Raw genomic sequence first — 19,855 nt, 5'->3', positions numbered from 1 at the left:
GGGCGGACGCTATCGCCCGCCGGTCTCCTCCGCCGAACCGGGGTTCTCGCGCGTTTGCGGCCCCTGGACGATACGGATGGCGTCACTGAGGGCCTGGCGCTGTTCCTCGCTCATCATCCCGAAGAACGCGACGAGAGCGGCGGCGGGGTTGTCGCTCTGCGACCAGGCGTCGTTCATGAGCGCGGCCGCGTAGGCGGCTCTGGTGGAGACGGCCTCATATCGATAGGCACGCCCTTCCGCCTCACGGCGGACCCAGCCCTTCTGATGAAGATTGTCCAAAACCGTCATGACGGTGGTGTACGCGATCGAGCGTTCCTGCTGGATGTCTTCCAGGACTTCCCGGACGGTCACCGGGCGGTTCCACTTCCACACCCGTGACATGACGGCGTCTTCGAGATCTCCCAAGGGGCGAGGCACAAAACAAATAATAGTGGGAGATCCGGTCAAATCGGCGCCGACGTGCGGGTGGCTCAGGCGTCGCCGTGGGCGGCCCGGCGGGCGTTCTCCGCGCGCGCGAGGGCGGCGTCGACGGCCGCGTCCTCCTTGCCCTTGGCCGCTCCGCCCTGAGTCTTCACGATCACCCGGACCACCCCGATGAAGAGGGCGGCCATGACGAAGGGGGGCACCAGCGCGGAGACGTAGTCCATGGCTCCAGGGTAGCCACGCGGGGCGGCCCGGCCGGGGCGGGGTGGGCCTTATGTCCTCCCCGCCCCGTAGAGCCAGGTCAGCCCGCGGCGAGGTGGCGGGCGCGGTCCTGTCCGGTGGGCGGCGACTGCGGTTTGCGGCGCGGGAAGACCTCGCCGGGAGTGGGGACGGGGCGCTTGGGGGCGGCCGGCTCGGCGGGGCGCTCGCCGGGGCGCGGGGAGGGGGCCCGGGCGGGCTCCTCAGCGGGCTTCTGAGCGGCTTCCCCGGACTCGTCGGCCCCGGTGGACCCGGAGTCCTCCGCGCCGCCCGGAAGGGCCAGCAGACGGGCGCGTGAGGGCGGTGCGGCGGGCGCGGGGACGGTGGGCGCGCCGGTGGCGAAGCGGGCGGCGCGGACGCTGCGCTCGACCAGGCCCTGGCAGTGGGCCAGCAGGGCGGCGGCCACCGGGTTGCCGCGCAGGGCGCGCAGGGCGGCGAGGTCGTCCGGGGCGGGCCGGTGCCCGGCGCCGAGCGCCTCCTGGAGCAGGGCGAGATAGCCGGCCGCGGTGCCGGGCAGGGCGGCTCGGTAGCGGCCCAGGTCGGCCAGGAGGAAGGCGCGCAGGCGAGCCGCTTCGTCCAGTGCCTCGTCGACCGAGTCGGCGAGGCGGAAGCAGTCCTGCACGTCCTCGGCGGAGGCCGTGCCGGGGTGGAGGGCGAGGGCGAGGGCGCGGCGGAGCACACGCAGCTCCTCCGCGCCGAACGCCATGCCGCCGCGAGTTCCGTATGGCGTGGGCATGCGGCGACGCTACCGCTAATCGGACAAAAGTTACGGAATGGGACGTGTTGTAACGCGTGTCGGACCCAGGGTTCCCCCGCCCGGCCCTGAGTCCCACGCGGCCCGGTTACCTGCGCGGCACGTTGCGCTCGTAGACCAGGCGCAGGCCGATCAGGGTGAGCCAGGGCTGGTGCTCGTCGATCACCGAGGACTCGCCCAGCACCATCGGCGCCAGACCGCCGGTGGCGATCACGGTGACGTCGTCGGGGTCGTCGGCCAGCTCGCGCGCCATCCGGCCGACCACGCCGTCCACCTGGCCGGCGAAGCCGTAGACGATGCCGGACTGCATGGCTTCGACGGTGCTCTTGCCGATCACGTTGCGCGGGCGGGCCACCTCGATCTTGCGGAGCTGCGCGGCCTTCACGCCGAGCGCCTCCACCGAGATCTCGATGCCGGGCGCGATGACCCCGCCGACGTACTCCCCGCGCGCGGAGATCGCGTCGAAGGTGGTCGCGGTGCCGAAGTCGACCACGATCGCCGGGCCGCCGTACAGCTCGTTGGCGGCGACCGTGTTGATGATGCGGTCGGCGCCGACCTCCTTGGGGTTGTCGAACTGGACCGGCACCCCGGTCTTGACGCCGGGCTCGACCAGCACCGCGGGCACGTCGCCGTAGTAGCGCCGGGTGACCTCGCGCAGCTCGTGCAGCACCGAGGGCACCGTGGCGCAGATGGCGATGCCGTGGATGCCGTCGCCCAGTTCCTCGCCGAGCAGCGGGTGCGTGCCCATCAGGCCTTGGAGCAGCACCGCCAGCTCGTCGGCCGTGCGGCGCGGGTCGGTGGACACGCGCCAGTGCTCGACGATGTCCTCGCCGTCGAAGAGACCGAGGACGGTGTGGGTGTTGCCGACGTCGATCGTGAGCAGCATCCGGGTCACTCCGCCGGGCGCAGGTCCAGGCCGATGTCGAGCACCGGCGAGGAGTGGGTGAGGGCGCCGACGGCCAGGAAGTCCACGCCGGTGTCGGCGTAGGCGCAGGCGTTCTCCAGGGTGAGCCGCCCGGACGCCTCCAGCTCGGCGCGGCCGGCCGTGAGGGTGACGGCCTCGGCGCACTCGCCGGGGGTGAAGTTGTCCAGCAGGATCAGGTCGGCGCCGGCCTCGACGGCCTCGTGGAGCTGGTGCAGGGTGTCGACCTCGACCTCGACGGGGAGGTCCGGGAAGGTCTCCCGTACGGCCTTGAACGCCTCGGCCACGCCACCGGCGGCGAGTACGTGGTTGTCCTTGACCAGGGCGGCGTCGGAGAGCGACATGCGGTGGTTGACGCCGCCGCCGCAGCGCACCGCGTACTTCTCCAGCGAGCGCAGACCGGGGGTGGTCTTGCGGGTGTCGCGCACGCGGGTGCGGCTGCCCTCCAGCACGTCGGCCCACGCGCGCGTGGCGGACGCGATGCCGGACATGCGGCCCAGGATGTTCAGCGCGCTGCGCTCGGCGGTGAGCAGGTCGCGGGTGCGGGTGGTGACCGACAGCAGGCGCTGGCCGGCCTCGATCAGGTCGCCGTCCTCGACGTGCCGCTCGACCTCGAACTCGTCCTCGCAGACCACGGAGAGCACGGCCTCGGCGACCCTGAGGCCCGCGACCACGCCGGCCTCGCGGGCGACGAAGTCGGCGGTGGCCACGGCGTCCTCGGGGATGGTCGCCACGGTGGTCACGTCGACGCCGCCGGCCAGGTCCTCCTGGACGGTGACGTTGGCGATGTCCTCGATCTCCACGGGGTCGAGCCCGGACTCGGCCAGCAGCGCGGCCAGCGCGGGGTCGAGACCGCACTCCAGTTGCTCTTCGCCCTCCTCGTCCGCGCCACAGGCGCAGCCGTCGCCGCAGCCGCCGGTCGGGGCGAGGGGAAGGTCGTCGGTGCTCACGTTCGTCACTGCTCCTGGGGAGGCGGGTTCACCCGGTGGACCGAGATGTCACCGGGTAGGGGGGAAGTCTGCGCTCTCGGTGGTGCGTACGGCCAGCGAACGGTCCGCGCGGAGAGTCACCACCAGGTGGCGGCGCCAGTGCGGGTCGTCGCGGTCGGCGTGGTCCTCGCGCCAGTGGCAGCCGCGGGTCTCCTCGCGCAGCGCGGCCGCGGCGACCAGGACGCGGGCCACGTCCAGGAGGTTGGTGGCCTCCCAGGTGTCGACGCCGGGCTCGGCGGTCTTGCCCTCACCGTCCAGGGTGTCACTGGCGCGGGAGTGTAGTTCCGCGAGGCGCTGCGCTGCGCGTTCCAGGGAGGCGGCCGAGCGCAGGACGCCCGCGCCCTCGGACATGATCCGCTGCACGGCGAGCCGGTCCTCCGGGGCCAGCAGGGGATGCGCGGGCGTGCCGTGGTGCGGGACGGGGGCCGGCACGCACGTGTGCGGGCCGTTCGCGGTGTGCTCGGCCGCGATGTCGGCGGCGATGCGCTCGGCGTAGACGAGCCCTTCGAGCAGGGAGTTGGAGGCGAGCCGGTTGGCGCCGTGCACCCCGGTGCAGGCGGCCTCGCCGCACGCGTACAGGCCGGCGACGGTCGTACGGCCGCGGTCGTCGGTGCGGACGCCGCCGGAGGCGTAGTGGGCGGCCGGGGCGACCGGGATCGGCTCGGTGACCGGGTCGATGCCGTGGGCGCGGCAGGCGGCCAGGATGGTCGGGAAGCGGTGCTCCCACATGTCGGCGCCGAAATGCCTGCCGTCGAGGTACATGTGGTCGGCGCCCAGCTCCTGCATCCGCCGCGTGATGCCCTTGGCGACGATGTCGCGCGGGGCCAGCTCCGCCAGCTCGTGCTGCCCGACCATGAAGCGCGTGCCGTCGGCGTCGACCAGGTGGGCGCCCTCGCCGCGCACCGCCTCCGAGACCAGCGGCTGCTGGCCCTCGGCATCGGGGCCGAGGAAGAGCACGGTCGGGTGGAACTGGACGAACTCCAGGTCGCTGACCTCGGCGCCCGCGCGCAGCGCCAGCGCCACGCCGTCGCCGGTGGAGACCGAGGGGTTGGTGGTCGCGGAGAACACCTGGCCCATGCCGCCGGTGGCGAGCACCACGGCGGGCGCGTGCACCGCTCCCACGCCGTCGTGCTGGCCCTCGCCCATGACGTGCAGGGTGACGCCTGCGGTGCGGCCCTCCGCGTCGGTGAGCAGGTCCAGGACGAGCGCGTTCTCGATGGTGCGAAGGCCCCGCGCGCGGACGGCGTCGACCAGCGCGCGGGAGATCTCCGCGCCGGTGGCGTCCCCGCCCGCGTGGGCGATGCGGCGCCGGTGGTGGCCGCCCTCGCGGGTGAGCTGGATCGAGCCCGCGTCGTCGGTGTCGAACCGCGCGCCGGTGTCGATCAGCCGCCGTACGGCGTCGGGGCCCTCGGTGACCAGGAGGCGTACGGCGTTCTCGTCGCACAGGCCCGCGCCGGCGACCAGGGTGTCGTCCAGGTGCTGTCCGGGGGTGTCGCCGTCGCCCAGGGCGGCCGCGATGCCGCCCTGGGCCCAGCGGGTGGAGCCGTCGTCCAGGCGGGCCTTGGTGACGACGACCGTCGTCAGGCCGGCCGCCTCGCAGCGCAGCGCGGCGGTCAGGCCGGCCACGCCGGAGCCGACCACCACGACGTCGGCCGGGATGGACCAGCCGGGGGCGGGCGCGTGCAGTCGTATACCGGTGCTGGTCACAGGGCGGCTCCAGGGCTGCCGAAGGTGAGCGGGATGTTGTCGATCAGCCGGGTCGAGCCGACCCGCGCGGCGACCGCGAGGACCGCCTCGCCGGTGAAGTCGTCGGCGATCTCGGTGAAGTCGGCCGGGTCGACCAGGGCGAGGTAGTCCAGGTCGAGCGGCGGGTCGAAGCGGGCGGCCTCGTCCAGCACCTGACGGGCCGCGGCGCGGACGGCCGCCGGGCCGCCGGGCGTGGCGGTGGCCACGGCGTGCGCGTCGGCCGCCGCACGCGACTCGCCTATGGCGCTCAGCGCCTCGGCACGCGCGTGCGTGGACGGCACTTCGAGGGCCCGCGCACGGAGGGCCTCCTGGGCCGCGTGCCGGTCGCGGCCGGCGAACAGGGCGCGGGACAGGGTGAGGGCGGTGGCGCGCTCCTCGGGGGCGAGGTAGCGATTGCGGCTGGACAGGGCGAGCCCGTCCTCCTCGCGGACCGTGGGCACGCCGACGATCTCCACGCCGAAGTTGAGGTCCCGCACCATGCGCCGGATGAGCGCCAGCTGCTGGGCGTCCTTCTGCCCGTACAGCGCCACGTCCGGCCGGGTGAGGTGCAGCAGCTTGCCGACGACGGTCAGCATGCCGTCGAAGTGGCCGGGGCGGGTGGCGCCCTCCAGCCGGCCGCCCATGGGGCCCGCGGTGATGCGCACCTGGGGTTCGCCGCCCGGGTAGACCTCCTCCACCGACGGGGCGAACACCGCGTCGGCGCCCGCGCGTCCGGCGAGCCGGAGGTCGGCGTCCAGGGTGCGCGGATAACGGTCGAGGTCCTCGCCGGCGCCGAACTGGAGCGGGTTGACGAAGACGGTGACGACGACCTCGCCGTCCGGCCCGGCGAGCTCGCGGGCGGCGCGGATCAGCGTGGCGTGGCCCTCGTGCAGGGCGCCCATGGTCATCACGACGGCACGGCGGCCGTGGCGCACGCGGGCGTGCAGCTCGTCGGCGGTGCTCAGCAGGGCGGTGGTCATCGGTCGTTCCCCTCGGGGCCGTTCTCGTCGTCGTCCGCGTCGGTGCCGGTGGCGGGCGCGCTGCCGCTGCCGGTCTCCTGGTCGGCGAGCACGCCGAGCAGGTCCTCGGCCAGCTCGGCCTTGAGCAGGCCGTGGGCGAGGGCGCGGTCGGCGGTGGCACGGGCCATCGCCACGTACCCGGCGACGGTCTGCGGGGAGTGCTCGCGCAGCTCGGCGATGTGCGCGGCGACCGTGCCCGCGTCCCCGCGCGCGACGGGGCCGGTGAGGGCCGCGTCACCGGAGCGCAGCGCGTTGTCCAGGGCGGCGCCCAGCAGCGGGCCCAGCATCCGGTCGGGGGCGCCGACCCCGGCCGTGCGCAGCAGCTCCATGGACTGGGCGACCAGGGTGATCAGGTGGTTGGAGCCCAGGGCGAGGGCCGCGTGATAGAGCGGGCGGCCCTCCTCGCTGATCCACTCCGGTTCGCCGCCCATCTCGATGACCAGGGCCTCGGCCGCGAGCCGCAGCTCCTCGGGCGCGGTGACGCCGAAGGAGCAGCCCGCGAGGCGCTGGACGTCGACGGGGCTGCCGGTGAAGGTCATCGCCGGGTGCAGTGCCAGCGGCAGCGCACCCGCGCGCAGGGCCGGGTCGAGCACCGAGACGCCGTAGCGGCCCGAGGTGTGCACGAGGAGCTGGCCGGGGCGGACGGCGCCGGTCTCGGCGAGGCCGGTGACCAGGCCCGGCAGGGCGTCGTCGGGGACGGTGAGCAGCACCAGGTCGGCGCGCTGGAGGACCTCGGCGGGCGGCACCAGGGGCACGCCGGGCAGCATCTTCTCGGCGCGCCTGCGGGAGGCGTCGGAGACGCCGGAGACGGCCACCGGGCGGTGTCCGGCGAGCTGCAGGGACGCGGCCAGGGCGGGGCCCACGCGTCCGGCGCCGACGACGCCGACGGTGAGCCGCGCGGGGCGGTCCTGGGTGTCCGAGGGGTGTGTACTCACGCGACCGTGGCCTTCCCGTTCCAGTCCGCTCTGGGTACCGGACGATTTCTCGTCATGTTAACGCTATCCGGCGACCGGCCCCCCGTCGTCCACAGGCTGTGGGCCGCCGCACCGGCCCGCCCGGAAACCGGGTACCCCCGCGGGGCCCGGCGCGGCATGATCCCCCGCATGAGCGACAAGACCGAGGACGAGCAGCGGCCTTCGATGCGAGAGCGGCGCCGGACCGCGATACGCACCGCCCCGCGCGTGCTGTCGCGCGGCGGCTGGCGCGGGACCCTCCGCGAGCGCCTCACCGGGCTGACGGAGGCGGCCCCCGAGGTGTACGACCTGGACGAACCCGCCGACATCTACGGCGACGGCGTGGTGTCCGCCCTGGAGCGCCGGGTCGCGGAACTGCTCGGCACCGAGGCCGCCGTGTTCTTCCCGACCGGCACCATGGCCCAGCAGGTCGCCCTGCGCTGCTGGGCCGCGCGTACCGGCAACCCGGCCGTCGCCCTGCACGCCCTGTCCCACCCCGAGGTGCACGAACGCCATGCGTTCAGCCAGGTCAGCGGATTGCGCCCGGTCACCGTGAGCCAGGAGCCGCGCCCGGTGACGGCAGCCGACGTGCACGGCCTGGACGAGCCCGTCGGCGCCCTCATGCTGGAACTGCCGCTGCGCGACGCCGGGTTCCTGCTGCCCTCCTGGGAGGAGCTGACCGGGGCGGTCGACGCCGCGCGGGAGCGCGAGGCGGTGGTGCACTTCGACGGCGCCCGCCTCTGGGAGGCCACGGAGCACTTCGGCCGTCCCCTGGAGGAGATCGCGGCCCTGGCCGACAGCGTCTACGTGTCGTTCTACAAGTCCCTCGGCGGCCTGGGCGGCGCCGCGCTCGCCGGCCCCGCGAGTCTCGTCGAGGAGGCGCGCACCTGGCGGCACCGGTACGGGGGGACGGTCTTCCAGCAGTTCCCCACCGCGCTCTCCGCCCTCGCCGGCCTGGACCGGGAACTGCCGAGGCTTCCGGAGTACGTCCGGCACGCGCGTGTGGTCGCCGCCGCGCTGCGTGAGGGGTTCGCCGAGGCCGGGCTGCCCTGGGCGCGGGTCCATCCCGAGGTGCCGCACACCCACGACTTCCAGGTCTGGCTCCCGTTCGACCCCGAGGTCCTCGCGGAGGCGGCCGTACGGCAGGCCGAGGAGACCGGCACCCTGCTGTTCGGCGACGGCTGGGACTCCCGCGGACCCGGCCTCTCCTTCACGGAGACCGGGGTCCGCGCGGCGGGCCTGGAGTGGACGGCACGGGACGTACGGGACGCGGCGGTCGACTTCGCCGGACGGCTGGGCTGAGACACCGGCCCCTGACGCCCCGTCGATTGACGGCGGCCGTCAATCCGGGGGGCGTTGTCAGTGGTGGGGGGCACCATGGGCACATGAGCGTGACCATCGACGTCAAGGGGCTCCCGGCGGAGCGGATCTCCGTGGTGCCCTCACCGCTGGCCGAGCTGGGAATGGCCCTGCACGCGCTCAGTGAGCCCGGTCACCATCCGGACCTCCAGGGCTGGGTGACGGCCGTGTCCAGCCGGCTGGACCCGTGCCTGGCCGACCGGCTCTGCGAGGCGGACTTCCTGTGGCGCACCACGTTCTCCGACGTGTTCGCCCCCTTCGCCGGACTCCCCGGCCGGCGCGGGCTGCCCGGCGGCACGCTCGCCGAGGAACTCGACCTGCTGGACAAGCTGACGGACGAACAGTTCGTCGACGCGGCCCTGGAGTTCACCTGCCACTTTCAGTACTCCCGGCAGAGCCTCGGCCCGCTGGGCGACCCGGAGCTGCGCCGCCGCGCCCTGGACCTGGCCGCCGCGCGCGGTGCCGTCCAGGAGCGGTTCGCCCGGCGCCTGCTGGCCAACCCGCCGACGGTCCGCGCCTGGTTCCGCCAGTTGGTGCTCGACTGCGACGAGGCGTTCTTCGCCGACACCTGGGCCCGGCTGCAGCCCGGCCTCGCCGCCGACGCCCGGCACAAGACCGAGCTGCTGCGCCGCAAGGGCCCCGCCGAGGCCCTCTCCTCGCTCTCCGGCGCGGTGTCGCTGGACGAGGAGGCCGGTCTCATCACGATCGACAAGCTCCTGGTGGGCCGGGGCACCACCGGTGACGGCGGGCTCGTCCTGGTGCCGACCAGCCTCGGCTGGCCGCACGTGATGGTGCTGCACCGGTACGACTGGCAGCCCGTCATCACCTATCCGGCCAAGGCCACCCGCCCCAAGGCACCCACCGTCGAGCAGCTCACCCTGCGCATGGAGGCCCTCGCCCACCCCGCGCGTCTGCGCCTGTGCCGCCACCTCGCCCGCAGCCCGCACAGCACCAGCGAACTCGCCGACGCGCACGGCATGTCCGCGCCCGAGATATCCCGCCACCTGGCCGTCCTCAAGAAGGCCGGTCTGATCACCAGCTGCCGCCAGGGCCGATATGTCCAGCACCAGTTGGACCTGGCCGCCGTGTCCCGGCTGGGCAGCGACTTCATCGAGGGCGTACTGCGCTGAGCCCTAAGCCTGCCCGCCCGCACGGACCAGCCCGGTCTCGTAGGCGAGGACGACCACCTGGACCCGGTCGCGCAGCCCCAGCTTGGTGAGGATGCGGCCCACATGGGTCTTCACCGTGGCCTCGGAGAGGACCAGCCGGGCGGCGATCTCGCCGTTGGAGAGCCCCTGGGCGACCAGCACCATGACCTCGCGCTCGCGCTCGGTGAGCCGGGACAGCTCCGCGTGCCGGGGCTCCTGCACGGCCGAGGGCAGCATCGGGGCGAACCGGTCGAGCAGCCGGCGCGTGGTGGAGGGAGCCACGACCGCGTCCCCGCTGTGCACCGAGCGGATGGCGCTGAGCAGTTCGCCCGGCGGCACGTCCTTGAGCATGAAGCCGGAGGCGCCCGCCTTCAGCCCGGAGAACGCGTACTCGTCCAGGTCGAACGTGGTCAGGATGAGCACCTTCGGGGGCTCGGACTCGGAGCAGATGCGCCGGGTGGTCTCCACCCCGTCCAGCTTGGGCATGCGCACGTCCATCAGGACCACGTCGACCGGGGTGGTGCGCAGCACCTGGAGCGCCTCCACCCCGTCGCCCGCCTCCGCGACGACCTCCATGTCCGGCTGGGCGGCGAGCACCATCCGGAAACCGGTGCGCAGCAGCACCTGATCGTCGACGAGCATCACGCGGATCGCCATCGGGGTCCTCTTCCGTGTCCTTCTCGGGGTGTGCGGGCTTCGGGGGTGCGGGGCGCGTTCGTGACAGGTGTCAGTGCGCAGGTTTCAGCGGGAGCAGCGCGCTGATGCGGAAGCCGCCGCCGGGGCGCGGCCCGGCGTCCAGGGTGCCGCCGACCATGCCGACCCGCTCCCGCATGCCGATCAGGCCGTGTCCCTGGCCGTCCGCGCCGCCCTCCTCGTACAGCTCGTGCGGCGCGCCCTTGCCGTCGTCCTCGACCAGCAGGCCGAGCCCGTCGTCGAAGTACACCAGCCGGACGCTGGCGCCCGCCTCGGGCCCACCGTGCTTGCGGGTGTTGGTGAGCGCCTCCTGCACGATCCGGTACGCGGTCAGCTCCACCCCGCTGGGCAGCGGACGCGGGGTGCCCTCGACCTTGAAGTCCACCGGCAGCCCGGCCTCGCGGCACTGCTCGACCAGGTCGTCGATCTGCTCCACGTCGGGCTGCGGGACGTACTCCCCGCTCTCCTGGTGCTCGCCGGTGCGCAGCACGCCCAGCAGCCGGCGCATCTCGGCCAGCGCCTGGCGACCGGTGGAGGAGATCGTCTCCAGCGCCTGGCGGGCCTGGTCGGGGGCGGCGTCCAGGACGTAGGCGGCGCCGTCGGCCTGCACCACCATGACCGAGACGTTGTGCGCGACCACGTCGTGCAGCTCGCGGGCGATCCGGGCGCGCTCGGCGGCGACGGCGACCTTGGCCTGCGCCTCGCGCTCCTTCTCCAGCCGGGCGGCGCGCTCCTCGAGCTGGGCGAAGTAGGCGCGGCGGGTGCGCATGGAGTCGCCGAGCACCCAGGCCAGCGCGAACGGCACCGTCTGGAAGACCGCGAGCGCGATCTGGCCGAGCGCGCTGACCTGCTCGTTCGGCCAGCGCAGTTGCGCCAGCGAGGCCGCGACCAGGCTGGTGGCGAGCGCCAGCCGGGAGGCCCACAGGGCGCCGCTGGCGGCGACCGTGTAGACGACCACCAGCATGGTGAAGTCGGCGACGACCGGCTCGACGTCCAGGATGAGCTGCGCCAGCCCGGTGGCCAGCACCGCGACCAGCATCAGCTCCGGCAGGCGGCGGCGCAGGGCCAGGATCACGCACAGCACGGTGGAGATCGTCCAGGCTGCGGCGAAGGAGCCGTGGTGGTGCGGGGTGCCGTCCATGTTCACCACGCTCACGCCGGAGAGCCCGAGCAGGACGACGGCCCAGAAGCAGTCGACCCCCGTGGGGTGGCGGCGGAGGAAGTCATAGAGGCGCTGCACCTCATCAGCGTAAGGAAACCCGGTGCGCGCACGGGTCAGCCGGAGGGGCGATCCGTGCCCGGCACACGTACGCCGCAGGGTGGATGCCCCGGTCATCTGTACGCATAGGCCGACCCGGTGGGTGTACGCCTAGGCTGACCCGGTGCGGGAGACATCGGAGCAGGGCTGGCGGGACGCCATGGAGGGGGCGCTGTACGGCCCCCGGGGCTTCTACCGCCGCCCCGAGGGACCCGCGGGTCACTTCCGTACCTCCGTGCACGCCTCGCCGCTGTTCGCCGCCGCCGTGGCCCGGCTGCTGTGCCGGGTGGACGGGGCCCTGGGACGTCCCGAGGTGCTGGACTTCGTCGATCTCGGTGCCGGGCGCGGGGAGCTGGTCCAGGGGGTGCTGGCCGCGCTGCCGGACGAGGTGGCGGCGCGCACGCGGGCGTACGCCGTGGAGGTCGCCGACCGGCCCGCGGGGCTGGACGGGCGGATCGCGTGGCGGGCCGAGGTGCCCGAGGCGGTCACCGGGCTGCTGTTCGCCAACGAGTGGCTGGACAACGTGCCCGTGGACGTGGCCGAGACCGACCGCGCGGGCGTGGCCCGGCTGGTGCTGGTCGCGCCGGACGGCACCGAGCGGCTCGGGGAGCCGGTGACGGGCGCGGAGGCGGAGTGGCTGGCCCGCTGGTGGCCGCTGGGCGCCCAGGAGGGACAGCGGGCGGAGATCGGGCTGCCGAGGGACCGGGCCTGGGCGGCAGCCGTCGGCCGGGTGGAGCGCGGGCTCGCGGTGGCCGTGGACTACGCCCATACCCTCGGCACCCGGCCGCCCTACGGCACGCTCACCGGCTTCCGGGCGGGCCGGGAGACGGCGCCCGTGCCCGACGGGACCTGCGACATCACCGCGCATGTCGCCCTGGACGCCTGCGCGGCGGCCGGGAGCGGCCACGGCACCCCCCGCCTGCTCACCCAGCGCGAGGCCCTGCGCGCGCTGGACGTCACCGGCGCCCGTCCCCCGCTCACCCTGGCCACCACCGACCCCGCCGCCTACGTACGCGCCCTCGCGGGCGCCGGAGCCGCCGCCGAACTCACCGCACCGGGCGGCCTCGGCGACTTCGGCTGGCTCCTCCAGCCGGCCGGGCTGCCCGGACCGCCCCTGTGACCTACTTGTCGATGTCGCCCACCACGAAGAACAGCGACCCCAGGATCGCCACCATGTCGGAGACCAGCGTCCCCGGCAGCAGCTCGCCCAGCACCTGGATGTTGTTGTACGACGCCGACCGCAGCTTCAGCCGGTACGGCGTCTTCTCGCCCTTGCTGACCAGGTAGTAGCCGTTGATGCCGAGCGGGTTCTCGGTCCAGGCGTAGGTGTGTCCCTCGGGCGCCTTCAGCACCTTGGGCAGCCGCTGGTTGACCGGGCCGGGCGGCAGTTCCGCGAGCCGGTCCAGACAGGCGTCCGCGAGGTCGAGCGCGTTGTGGGTCTGCTCCAGCAGGACCTCGAAGCGGGCCAGGCAGTCACCCTCGGTCCGGGTGACGACCTTCAGGGTGTCCTGGAGGTCCCCGTAGGCGAGGTACGGCTCGTCGCGGCGCAGGTCGAAGTCGACGCCCGAGGCGCGGGCGATGGGCCCGCTCACGCCGTACGCGTGCACGGCCTCCGGGGTGAGCGCGCCCACGCCCCGCGTGCGCCCCCGGAAGATCTCGTTGCCGAGGACCAGGTCGTCGAAGACGCCCATGCGGGAGCGGACGGCGGCCACCGCGTCCCTCGCGCGCCCGGTCCAGCCGTCGGTGAGGTCCTCCTTCAGGCCGCCGACCCGGTTGAACATGTAGTGCATGCGGCCACCGGAGACCTCCTCCATCACGTTCTGGAGCACCTCGCGCTCGCGGAACGCGTAGAAGACCGGCGTGATCCCGCCCAGCTCCAGCGGATAGGAGCCGAGGAACATCAGGTGGTTGAGCACCCGGTTCAGCTCGGCGAGCAGGGTCCGGGTCCACACCGCTCGCTCGGGCACCTCCATGCCGAGCATCCGCTCGACGGCGATGACCACGCCCAGCTCGTTGGAGAACGCCGACAGCCAGTCGTGGCGGTTGGCGAGCATGATGATCTGCCGGTAGTCACGGGCCTCGAACAGCTTCTCCGCGCCCCGGTGCATATAGCCGATCACCGGCTCGGCACGCTCGACGCGCTCGCCGTCCAGCACCAGCCGCAGCCGGAGCACGCCGTGCGTGGAGGGATGCTGGGGCCCGATGTTGAGCACCATGTCGGTGCTCTCGGCGGCACCGCCGATCCCGACCGTGGTCTCCGTGGCAGTCATGCGTCCCAGTCTCCCCTACGCGCGCTGCGCGGCGGAAACGGGCGGCGCGGCTCAGGAGGCCGCGCTGCGCAGCCCCTCCACGTCGATGTGCTCGGTCTCGTCGTGCGCGGTCAGATCGATGACCTGGCCCACGTCGTAGGTGCCGGCGGGCTTGTACGCCGTCCCGGCGTCCGCCTTGTGCAGGGCGAGGGCCTCCTGCCCGACCACGTCGGCCAGGTCCTCGTTGCGCACGTCCAGTGCCGCCGAGGTGTCCTTCTGCGTACCGAAGAAGTCGAACCCGCCCTCGACCAGCGGGCGCCGGGAGGGCGCGGCCGGGACGACGGCGACGGCGGTCGGCACGGTGAAGTGCCCGGCGGGCCGCTGCCCGGTGGACCGGGCGGGCACCACGGCCGTTTCGGCGGTGTGCGCCTGCGCCTCCTCCGGCGTCTCACCGGAGGCGGTGTGCGCCTCGGTCACTTCGCCTTCGGCGTCCACGGGTCCCAGCCCCTCGGCGGCGGTGTGGTCGCCGGTGTCGTCGGCCCCGGTACCCGCACTGTCCGGATCTCCTTTGGCGACGGCTTCCACCTCGGACCCCGCCTCGGCCTCGGACCCCGCCTCGGCCTCGGGCTCGGCCTCGACCTCGGGCTCCTCCGCCGACCGCTCCAGCCGCGCCAGCGCGGTCGCGGCCTTCAGGTACAGCTCCTTGGCGGAGACGGCCTCCGCGGCCCGGGGAGCCTCGGTGGTGTCCACCGCGGCCTCCGCGCTCGGCCCGGCCGGCAGCGCGAGCGTGCCGGACTCCGGCGCCGCCTCGATCTCCAGCAGCCGCCGCCCCTCCAGCGCGCTGGCACGCTCGGTCTCCGCGGTGGCGTACCGGCGCAGCAGGGAGGCGTGTTCGTTGCGCAGCCCCGCCAGTTCCGCGCGCTTGGCCCGCAGGCGCCGCTCCAGTTTGACGCGCAGCTCGCGCGACTCCTCCAGGTCGGTCTCCAGTTCGGCGACCCGTTCGTCGTACCGCCATTCGTCGCTGACCCGCGCGCGGGTCAGCTCGGCGACCTGCTTGCCCGCCTGTGCGTCCCACTGGCGCATCACGACCGCGCCGCCGACCGCCGTGAGCGCGGCGACGCCGGCCAGGGCGCGCACCACCCCGAGGGAGGAGAACACCCAGGGCGCCAGCGCGCAGACGACGGCGACACCGGCGATCGCGGAGGGAGGCAACAGCCGGTGCAGAGGCGGTGAATGGCGGTGGCGTCCACGTGGCATGGCCAGAAACTTACCGCGCGTAGGCGCCTCATGGGCCCCCGAGGCCCAAAAATCCGGCCACGGCAAGGGCTTCACGAGGTTTCAGCACCCCCGGCTCAACGGTCGCTGAGCTGCCCGCTGAGCCACTGGAGGGCGGGCGGAACCTCGCGCCGCCAGGTGTTGAAGTTGTGTCCGCCGCTCTCCAGGATGATGGAGGAGATCCTGGTCCGGCCGGTGGCACGTACCTCGTTCACGAACCTGAGCGTGTCCCGGTAGTTGTGTTCGCCGATCTTGCTGCTGGTGACGAGCAGGGAGGTGTCCGGCGCCGGTTCGTGTGCGAGCAGCCAGTGCAGATCGGCGTGATCACGCAGGCTGCGGTCGCCGTGGAAGAGGTCGCCGGTGGTGGGGTCGAGGGGCGCGGTGTAGTACGCCGACAGGCCGGCGCCCGCCGCGTAGACGTCCGGGTGGCGCATGGCGAGCTTGAGGGAGCAGTAGCCGCCGGTGGAGTCGCCGATGATGCCCCAGCTTCCCGGGCGGGCACCGGCCCGGTAGTGCGCGAGGACGGCCTCGGGGAGGTCCTTGGCGAAGAAGGTCTCGGTCTGCGGGCCCTGCGGGATGTCCACGCACTCGGTGTCGCGCGGGGGCGCCACGGTGGGCCGCATCATCACCAGGATCATCGGCTGCGCCCGCCCGTCCTTGGCCAGACCCCGCGCGACCGCCGGGTACTTGAGCTTGGTGACGAGCGCCTGCGCGGTGCCGGGGTAGCCGGTCAGCACCACCGAGACCGGGAACGTACGGGTGCGGAACCGGGGCTGGAAGTACTCCGGGGGCAGATAGACGTAGGCCGGGGTGGCGATGCGGGAGACCCGGCCGACGATGTCGACCTTCTGGACCTCGCCCACCGCCGAGGCCCGCGAACCGGCGTCGCCCGGCGGGGACTTGATGCTCACCACCCGGAGCGGGCCGCCCGCGCCGGCGGTCGTCGCCGACTGGTCGACCAGGACGCCCTGTTCGGTCTCCCGGCCGAGCAGGTCGTCCCAGCCCGCGTAGAAGCCGAAGCTCTGGTTGGCGGCCACCCCGAGGGAGCAGATGAGCGCCAACTGGGTGGCGAGCAGCAGGCCGATCCGGCCGCCGAGGGCCGCCCAGCTCCGCCGGGCCAGGCGCGGCCACAGCCACAGCGTGGCTCCGAACAGCACCACGGCGACCGCCACCGCCAGCACCAGAAGTGAGTTGCTCGTGAGACCCATGGCTGTTCCTGCCTGCGCTTTCCGCCTCGGACACCGTGCCGCGGCACGGACTTGCCCCAGGCTTTCCTTGACCTTTGACCCGACTTTCCGGAGCGGGAGGAACCTGTCTCCCCAAGACACCGTCCTAGAGGGCGCAATGTCACCGGATGCCCGATCGGCACCGGGTTTCAAGGTCTCTCGCAGAGCTACGGGATGCGATGTCTGTCAGGATAGATGGGGAATTGTCAGGCGGGGTTCCGCGGGGTTCGAACCGGGCGCGGCGCATACTGCGCGGCCCCCGTGCCGAGGCCGTCCCCGCCCTGATCGGCCGGGCGTGCGCCCTCGTCGGCCTGCTCGACATCGCGGCGGGCGTGTTCCCGCGCTTCCGTCACAGCCGTATGCACGCGATCGCGGAGGCGCTGCCCGGCTCCTTCGGGCCGTTCGCCGCGGCCCTCTCGCTCAGCGCGGGCGTGCTGCTGCTCCTGCTCGCGCACGGGCTCAAACGCCGCAAGCGGCGCGCCTGGCGGGCCGCCGTCGTACTGCTGCCGGCCGGCGCCGTCGCCGAGTTCGTGTACCGGCACTCGCTGCTCGGCGTGCTCATCTCGGTCGCGCTCCTGGTGCCCCTGCTGCGCCACCGCACCGAGTTCGGCGCACTGCCCGACCCGCGCAGCCGCTGGCGGGCGCTGGCCAACTTCGTCCTCATGAGCGCGGGTTCCCTCGTCCTCGGACTGGTCATCGTCAGCGTCCACCCCGACCGGACTCTCGGCGACCCGAGCCTGGCCGATCGGCTGACCCACGTCGTCTACGGCCTGTTCGGCTTCGAGGGCCCCGTCGACTACCAGGGCAGCACCTCCTGGACGGTCGCCTTCTCCCTCGGCGCCCTCGGCTGGCTCACCGCCGTCACCACCAGCTACCTCGCCTTCCGGCCCGAACACCCCGCCGCCCGCCTGACCGAGGAGGACGAGGCGCGCCTGAGGGAGCTGCTGGACCGGCACGGCCGCCGCGACTCCCTCGGCCACTTCGCGCTGCGCCGGGACAAGGCCGTCGTCTTCTCCCCCAGCGGCAAGGCCGCCGTCACCTACCGGGTCGTCTCCGGCGTGATGCTGGCCAGCGGCGACCCCATCGGGGACGTGGAGGCGTGGCCCGGCGCCATCGAGCGCTTCATGGACGAGGCCAAGGCCCACTCCTGGACCCCCGCCGTCATGGGCTGCTCGGAGACGGGCGGCGAGGTGTGGACCCGTGAGACCGGCCTGGACGCCCTGGAGCTGGGTGACGAGGCGGTGGTCGACGTCGCGGATTTCTCCCTCGCCGGACGCGCGATGCGCAATGTGCGCCAGATGGTCAAGCGCATCGAGCGGGCCGGCTACGAGACCCGCGTCCGGCGCGTCCGTGACCTCTCCGACGGCGAGCTGGAGCGCGTACGGCTGGCCGCCGAGGACTGGCGGGGCACCGACAACGAGCGGGGTTTCTCCATGGCCCTCGGCCGCATCGGCGACCCCGCAGACGGCGACTGCCTGATCGCCGCCGCCCACAAGCAGGACGACACACCCGGCCCGTACGGCGATCTGAAGGCGATCCTGCACTTCGTGCCGTGGGGCCAGGACGGCGTGTCGCTGGACCTGATGCGCCGTGACCGGCTGGCCGACCCCGGCATGAACGAGCTGCTCATCGTCGCCGCCCTCCAGGCCGCGCCGAAGCTCGGCATCGCCCGGATCTCGCTCAACTTCGCCATGTTCCGCTCCGCCCTCGCGCGCGGCGAGAAGATCGGCGCCGGGCCGGTGCTGCGGGCCTGGCGGGGGCTGCTGGTGTTCCTCTCCCGCTGGTTCCAGATCGAGTCGCTGTACAAGTTCAACGCCAAGTTCCAGCCCCGCTGGGAGCCCCGTTTCGTGGTCTACCGGGCCTCGGCCGACCTGCCCCGCATCGGCTTCGCCGCGATGCAGGCCGAGGGCTTCGTGGACCTCGCGCTGCCGCTGCCCCGCTTCCTGCGGCGCCGCCGGAACGCCGCCGCGCGGCCCTGCGCGCACCGCTCCCACGAGCACGGCGTACGGGCCGCCTGACCCGGCCGGACCAATCCCGCGCAGCTCGCGCGGAGGGCCGCGCAGGCCCCGGACCACCTTGCCGAGGCCGTCCGGAAGAGGCCGTTCCGTACCGGCCCGCGCACCTTCGCCGTGCACCTCGGGGCCTACGCTGAACGTATGAAGAACCTCAGCGGGCGCGGCGAAGTGGCGGGTCTTCCGACGTGGGACCGCTGCGCGGTCATGGGCGTCGTCAACGTCACCCCCGACTCCTTCTCCGACGGCGGCCGCTGGTTCGACACCACGGCCGCCGTCAAGCACGGGCTCGACCTCGCGGCCGAGGGCGCCGATCTGGTCGACGTCGGCGGCGAGTCCACCCGGCCCGGCGCGACCCGCGTCGACGAGGCCGAGGAGCTGCGCCGCGTGGTCCCCGTCGTGCGCGGGCTGGCCGCCGAGGGCGTGAAGGTCTCCGTGGACACCATGCGCGCGGCCGTCGCCGAGCAGGCGCTCGCGGCGGGCGCCGTCCTCGTCAACGACGTCAGCGGCGGCCTCGCCGACCCCGCGATGCTGCCCGTGGTCGCACGGACCGGCGCCCCCTTCGTGGTCATGCACTGGCGCGGCCTCCTGGAGGGCGCCAACGTCCGGGGCGTCTACGAGGACGTCGTCACCGAGGTCTGCGACGAGCTGCACGCCCGCGTGGAGGCCGTCCTCGCGGCGGGCGTCGCCCCGGAGCGCGTCGTCATCGACCCCGGCCTCGGCTTCTCCAAGGAGGCCGAGCACGACCTCGCCCTCCTCGCCCACCTGGACCGGCTCCGCGCGCTGGGCCACCCCCTCCTGGTCGCCGCCTCCCGCAAACGCTTCCTCGGCCACGTCCTGGCAGGACCCGAGGGCCCCACCCCGCCGGCCCGCGAACGCGACGCCGCCACCGCCGCCGTCTCCGCCCTCGCCGCCCACGCCGGCGCCTGGGCCGTCCGCGTCCACGAGGTGCGCGCCACGGCCGACGCGGTCCGCGTGGCCCGCGCGGTGGAGGGCGCCCGGTGAGCGCCGCGGACGTGGACGTCGAAGAGGTGTCCGCCGCCAACACCTCGTTCTACGAGGCGATGGAGCGCGGCGACTTCGAGGAGGTGGCCGGACTCTGGCTGGCCCCCGCCGACCTGGGCGTCGACGAGGAGTACCACGACCCCGCCGACACCGGGGTCGTCTCCTGCGTCCACCCCGGCTGGCCGGTGCTCACCGGGCGCGGCGAGGTGCTCAGGTCGTACGCGCTGATCATGGCGAACACCGACTACATCCAGTTCTTCCTCACCGACGTGCATGTCTCCGTCACCGGGAACACCGCGATCGTGAGCTGCACCGAGAACATCCTCAGCGGCGGGCCGGCGCCGGAGGAGGGCGAGGAGCTGGGGCCGCTGGTCGGGCAGCTCGTCGTCGCCACCAATGTGTTCCGGCGCACCCCCGAGGGCTGGAAGCTGTGGTCCCACCACGCCTCCCCGGTCCTCGCCACGTCCGAGGACGACGAGGAGGACGAGGAGGACGGCGACCAGGGCGTCGGACCGGACGACGGCACGCTGGCCTGAGCCGTGGTTGGAATCACGTTCGCCGGGGTAAATGCGGCTACCACCGACGGC

Annotated in this window: 19 protein-coding genes; 6 read left to right on the top strand and 13 right to left on the bottom strand. The window is 73.7% G+C overall.

Translation table 11 applies throughout. From position 1 onward, the window contains the following. Positions 1-9: 9 nt before the first annotated feature. The 8 genes from E5082_RS14500 to E5082_RS14470 form a co-directional block, all read right to left on the bottom strand. Positions 10-405 (bottom strand): BlaI/MecI/CopY family transcriptional regulator, encoded by a 396-nt coding sequence (locus E5082_RS14500; protein ID WP_078858492.1) that lies wholly within the window; start codon positions 403-405, stop codon positions 10-12. Between the two features lie 65 nt (positions 406-470). Continuing rightward, positions 471-647 carry a hypothetical protein gene (locus E5082_RS32375; protein WP_167514057.1) on the bottom strand — a complete coding sequence of 59 codons (177 nt, stop codon included), beginning with the start codon at positions 645-647 and terminating at the stop codon, positions 471-473. A gap of 77 nt (positions 648-724) precedes the next feature. Then, on the bottom strand, positions 725-1,387 hold the full coding sequence (locus E5082_RS14495; protein WP_135791703.1) for a hypothetical protein: 663 nt from the start codon (positions 1,385-1,387) through the stop codon (positions 725-727). Positions 1,388-1,523: 136 nt separating this feature from the next. Then, positions 1,524-2,321 (bottom strand): type III pantothenate kinase, encoded by a 798-nt coding sequence (locus E5082_RS14490; protein WP_030811239.1) that lies wholly within the window; start codon positions 2,319-2,321, stop codon positions 1,524-1,526. Between the two features lie 5 nt (positions 2,322-2,326). Further along, the gene (nadC, locus tag E5082_RS14485; protein ID WP_135791633.1) at positions 2,327-3,307 is read right to left on the bottom strand and encodes a carboxylating nicotinate-nucleotide diphosphorylase; all 981 of its coding nucleotides are present in this window, start codon (positions 3,305-3,307) and stop codon (positions 2,327-2,329) included. Between the two features lie 48 nt (positions 3,308-3,355). Further along, positions 3,356-5,053 (bottom strand): L-aspartate oxidase, encoded by a 1,698-nt coding sequence (locus E5082_RS14480; protein WP_135791632.1) that lies wholly within the window; start codon positions 5,051-5,053, stop codon positions 3,356-3,358. Beyond that, positions 5,050-6,051, bottom strand: coding sequence for a pantoate--beta-alanine ligase (panC, locus tag E5082_RS14475; RefSeq protein WP_135791631.1), 1,002 nt, complete (start codon positions 6,049-6,051; stop codon positions 5,050-5,052). Before panC ends, E5082_RS14480 begins: the two co-directional genes overlap by 4 nt. Then, positions 6,048-7,025, bottom strand: coding sequence for a Rossmann-like and DUF2520 domain-containing protein (locus E5082_RS14470; protein WP_135791630.1), 978 nt, complete (start codon positions 7,023-7,025; stop codon positions 6,048-6,050). Before E5082_RS14470 ends, panC begins: the two co-directional genes overlap by 4 nt. A 168-nt stretch (positions 7,026-7,193) precedes the next feature. Between E5082_RS14470 and E5082_RS14465 the strand changes: the two genes are divergently transcribed. Next, the gene (locus E5082_RS14465) at positions 7,194-8,345 is read left to right on the top strand and encodes a threonine aldolase family protein (protein WP_308437525.1); all 1,152 of its coding nucleotides are present in this window, start codon (positions 7,194-7,196) and stop codon (positions 8,343-8,345) included. An 83-nt stretch (positions 8,346-8,428) separates the two neighbouring features. Then, positions 8,429-9,532 (top strand): DUF5937 family protein, encoded by a 1,104-nt coding sequence (locus tag E5082_RS14460; RefSeq protein WP_135791628.1) that lies wholly within the window; start codon positions 8,429-8,431, stop codon positions 9,530-9,532. Positions 9,533-9,535: 3 nt separating this feature from the next. Here E5082_RS14460 and E5082_RS14455 read toward each other — a convergent pair whose 3' ends face one another. Beyond that, entirely contained in the window at positions 9,536-10,207 is a 672-nt protein-coding gene (locus tag E5082_RS14455) for a response regulator (protein WP_135791627.1), read from the bottom strand. 70 nt (positions 10,208-10,277) lie between these two features. Continuing rightward, positions 10,278-11,483: a sensor histidine kinase gene (locus E5082_RS14450; protein WP_135791626.1), complete on the bottom strand. Its 1,206-nt coding sequence runs from the start codon at positions 11,481-11,483 to the stop codon at positions 10,278-10,280. Between the two features lie 178 nt (positions 11,484-11,661). Here E5082_RS14450 and E5082_RS14445 point away from each other — a divergent pair, with 178 nt between their 5' ends. After that, positions 11,662-12,621, top strand: coding sequence for an SAM-dependent methyltransferase (locus tag E5082_RS14445; protein WP_135791702.1), 960 nt, complete (start codon positions 11,662-11,664; stop codon positions 12,619-12,621). 1 nt (position 12,622) lies between these two features. Here E5082_RS14445 and E5082_RS14440 read toward each other — a convergent pair whose 3' ends face one another. From E5082_RS14440 to E5082_RS14430, 3 genes are all read right to left on the bottom strand, one after another. Then, positions 12,623-13,771: an NADH-quinone oxidoreductase subunit D gene (locus E5082_RS14440; protein WP_135791625.1), complete on the bottom strand. Its 1,149-nt coding sequence runs from the start codon at positions 13,769-13,771 to the stop codon at positions 12,623-12,625. A gap of 51 nt (positions 13,772-13,822) precedes the next feature. After that, complete coding sequence (locus E5082_RS14435; protein ID WP_135791624.1) at positions 13,823-15,007, bottom strand: hypothetical protein; 1,185 nt, start codon at positions 15,005-15,007, stop codon at positions 13,823-13,825. Positions 15,008-15,102: 95 nt separating this feature from the next. After that, the gene (locus E5082_RS14430) at positions 15,103-16,233 is read right to left on the bottom strand and encodes an alpha/beta hydrolase (RefSeq protein WP_135791623.1); all 1,131 of its coding nucleotides are present in this window, start codon (positions 16,231-16,233) and stop codon (positions 15,103-15,105) included. Between the two features lie 221 nt (positions 16,234-16,454). Here E5082_RS14430 and E5082_RS14425 point away from each other — a divergent pair, with 221 nt between their 5' ends. The 3 genes from E5082_RS14425 (at position 16,455) to E5082_RS14415 (ending at position 19,804) form a co-directional block, all read left to right on the top strand. Next, positions 16,455-18,269: a phosphatidylglycerol lysyltransferase domain-containing protein gene (locus E5082_RS14425; RefSeq protein ID WP_135791622.1), complete on the top strand. Its 1,815-nt coding sequence runs from the start codon at positions 16,455-16,457 to the stop codon at positions 18,267-18,269. A gap of 138 nt (positions 18,270-18,407) precedes the next feature. Then, positions 18,408-19,268 carry a dihydropteroate synthase gene (gene folP, locus E5082_RS14420; RefSeq protein ID WP_135791621.1) on the top strand — a complete coding sequence of 287 codons (861 nt, stop codon included), beginning with the start codon at positions 18,408-18,410 and terminating at the stop codon, positions 19,266-19,268. Beyond that, on the top strand, positions 19,265-19,804 hold the full coding sequence (locus E5082_RS14415) for a nuclear transport factor 2 family protein (RefSeq protein WP_135791620.1): 540 nt from the start codon (positions 19,265-19,267) through the stop codon (positions 19,802-19,804). The genes folP and E5082_RS14415 overlap by 4 nt, the downstream gene beginning before the upstream one ends. Positions 19,805-19,855: the final 51 nt, after the last annotated feature.

Source organism: Streptomyces griseoluteus, from assembly GCF_004784465.1.
In the GTDB taxonomy this organism is placed as follows: Bacteria; Actinomycetota; Actinomycetes; order Streptomycetales; family Streptomycetaceae; genus Streptomyces; species Streptomyces griseoluteus.
Note: the sequence above shows the minus strand (reverse complement) of the source record. Positions and strands in the feature narration are given on the sequence as shown.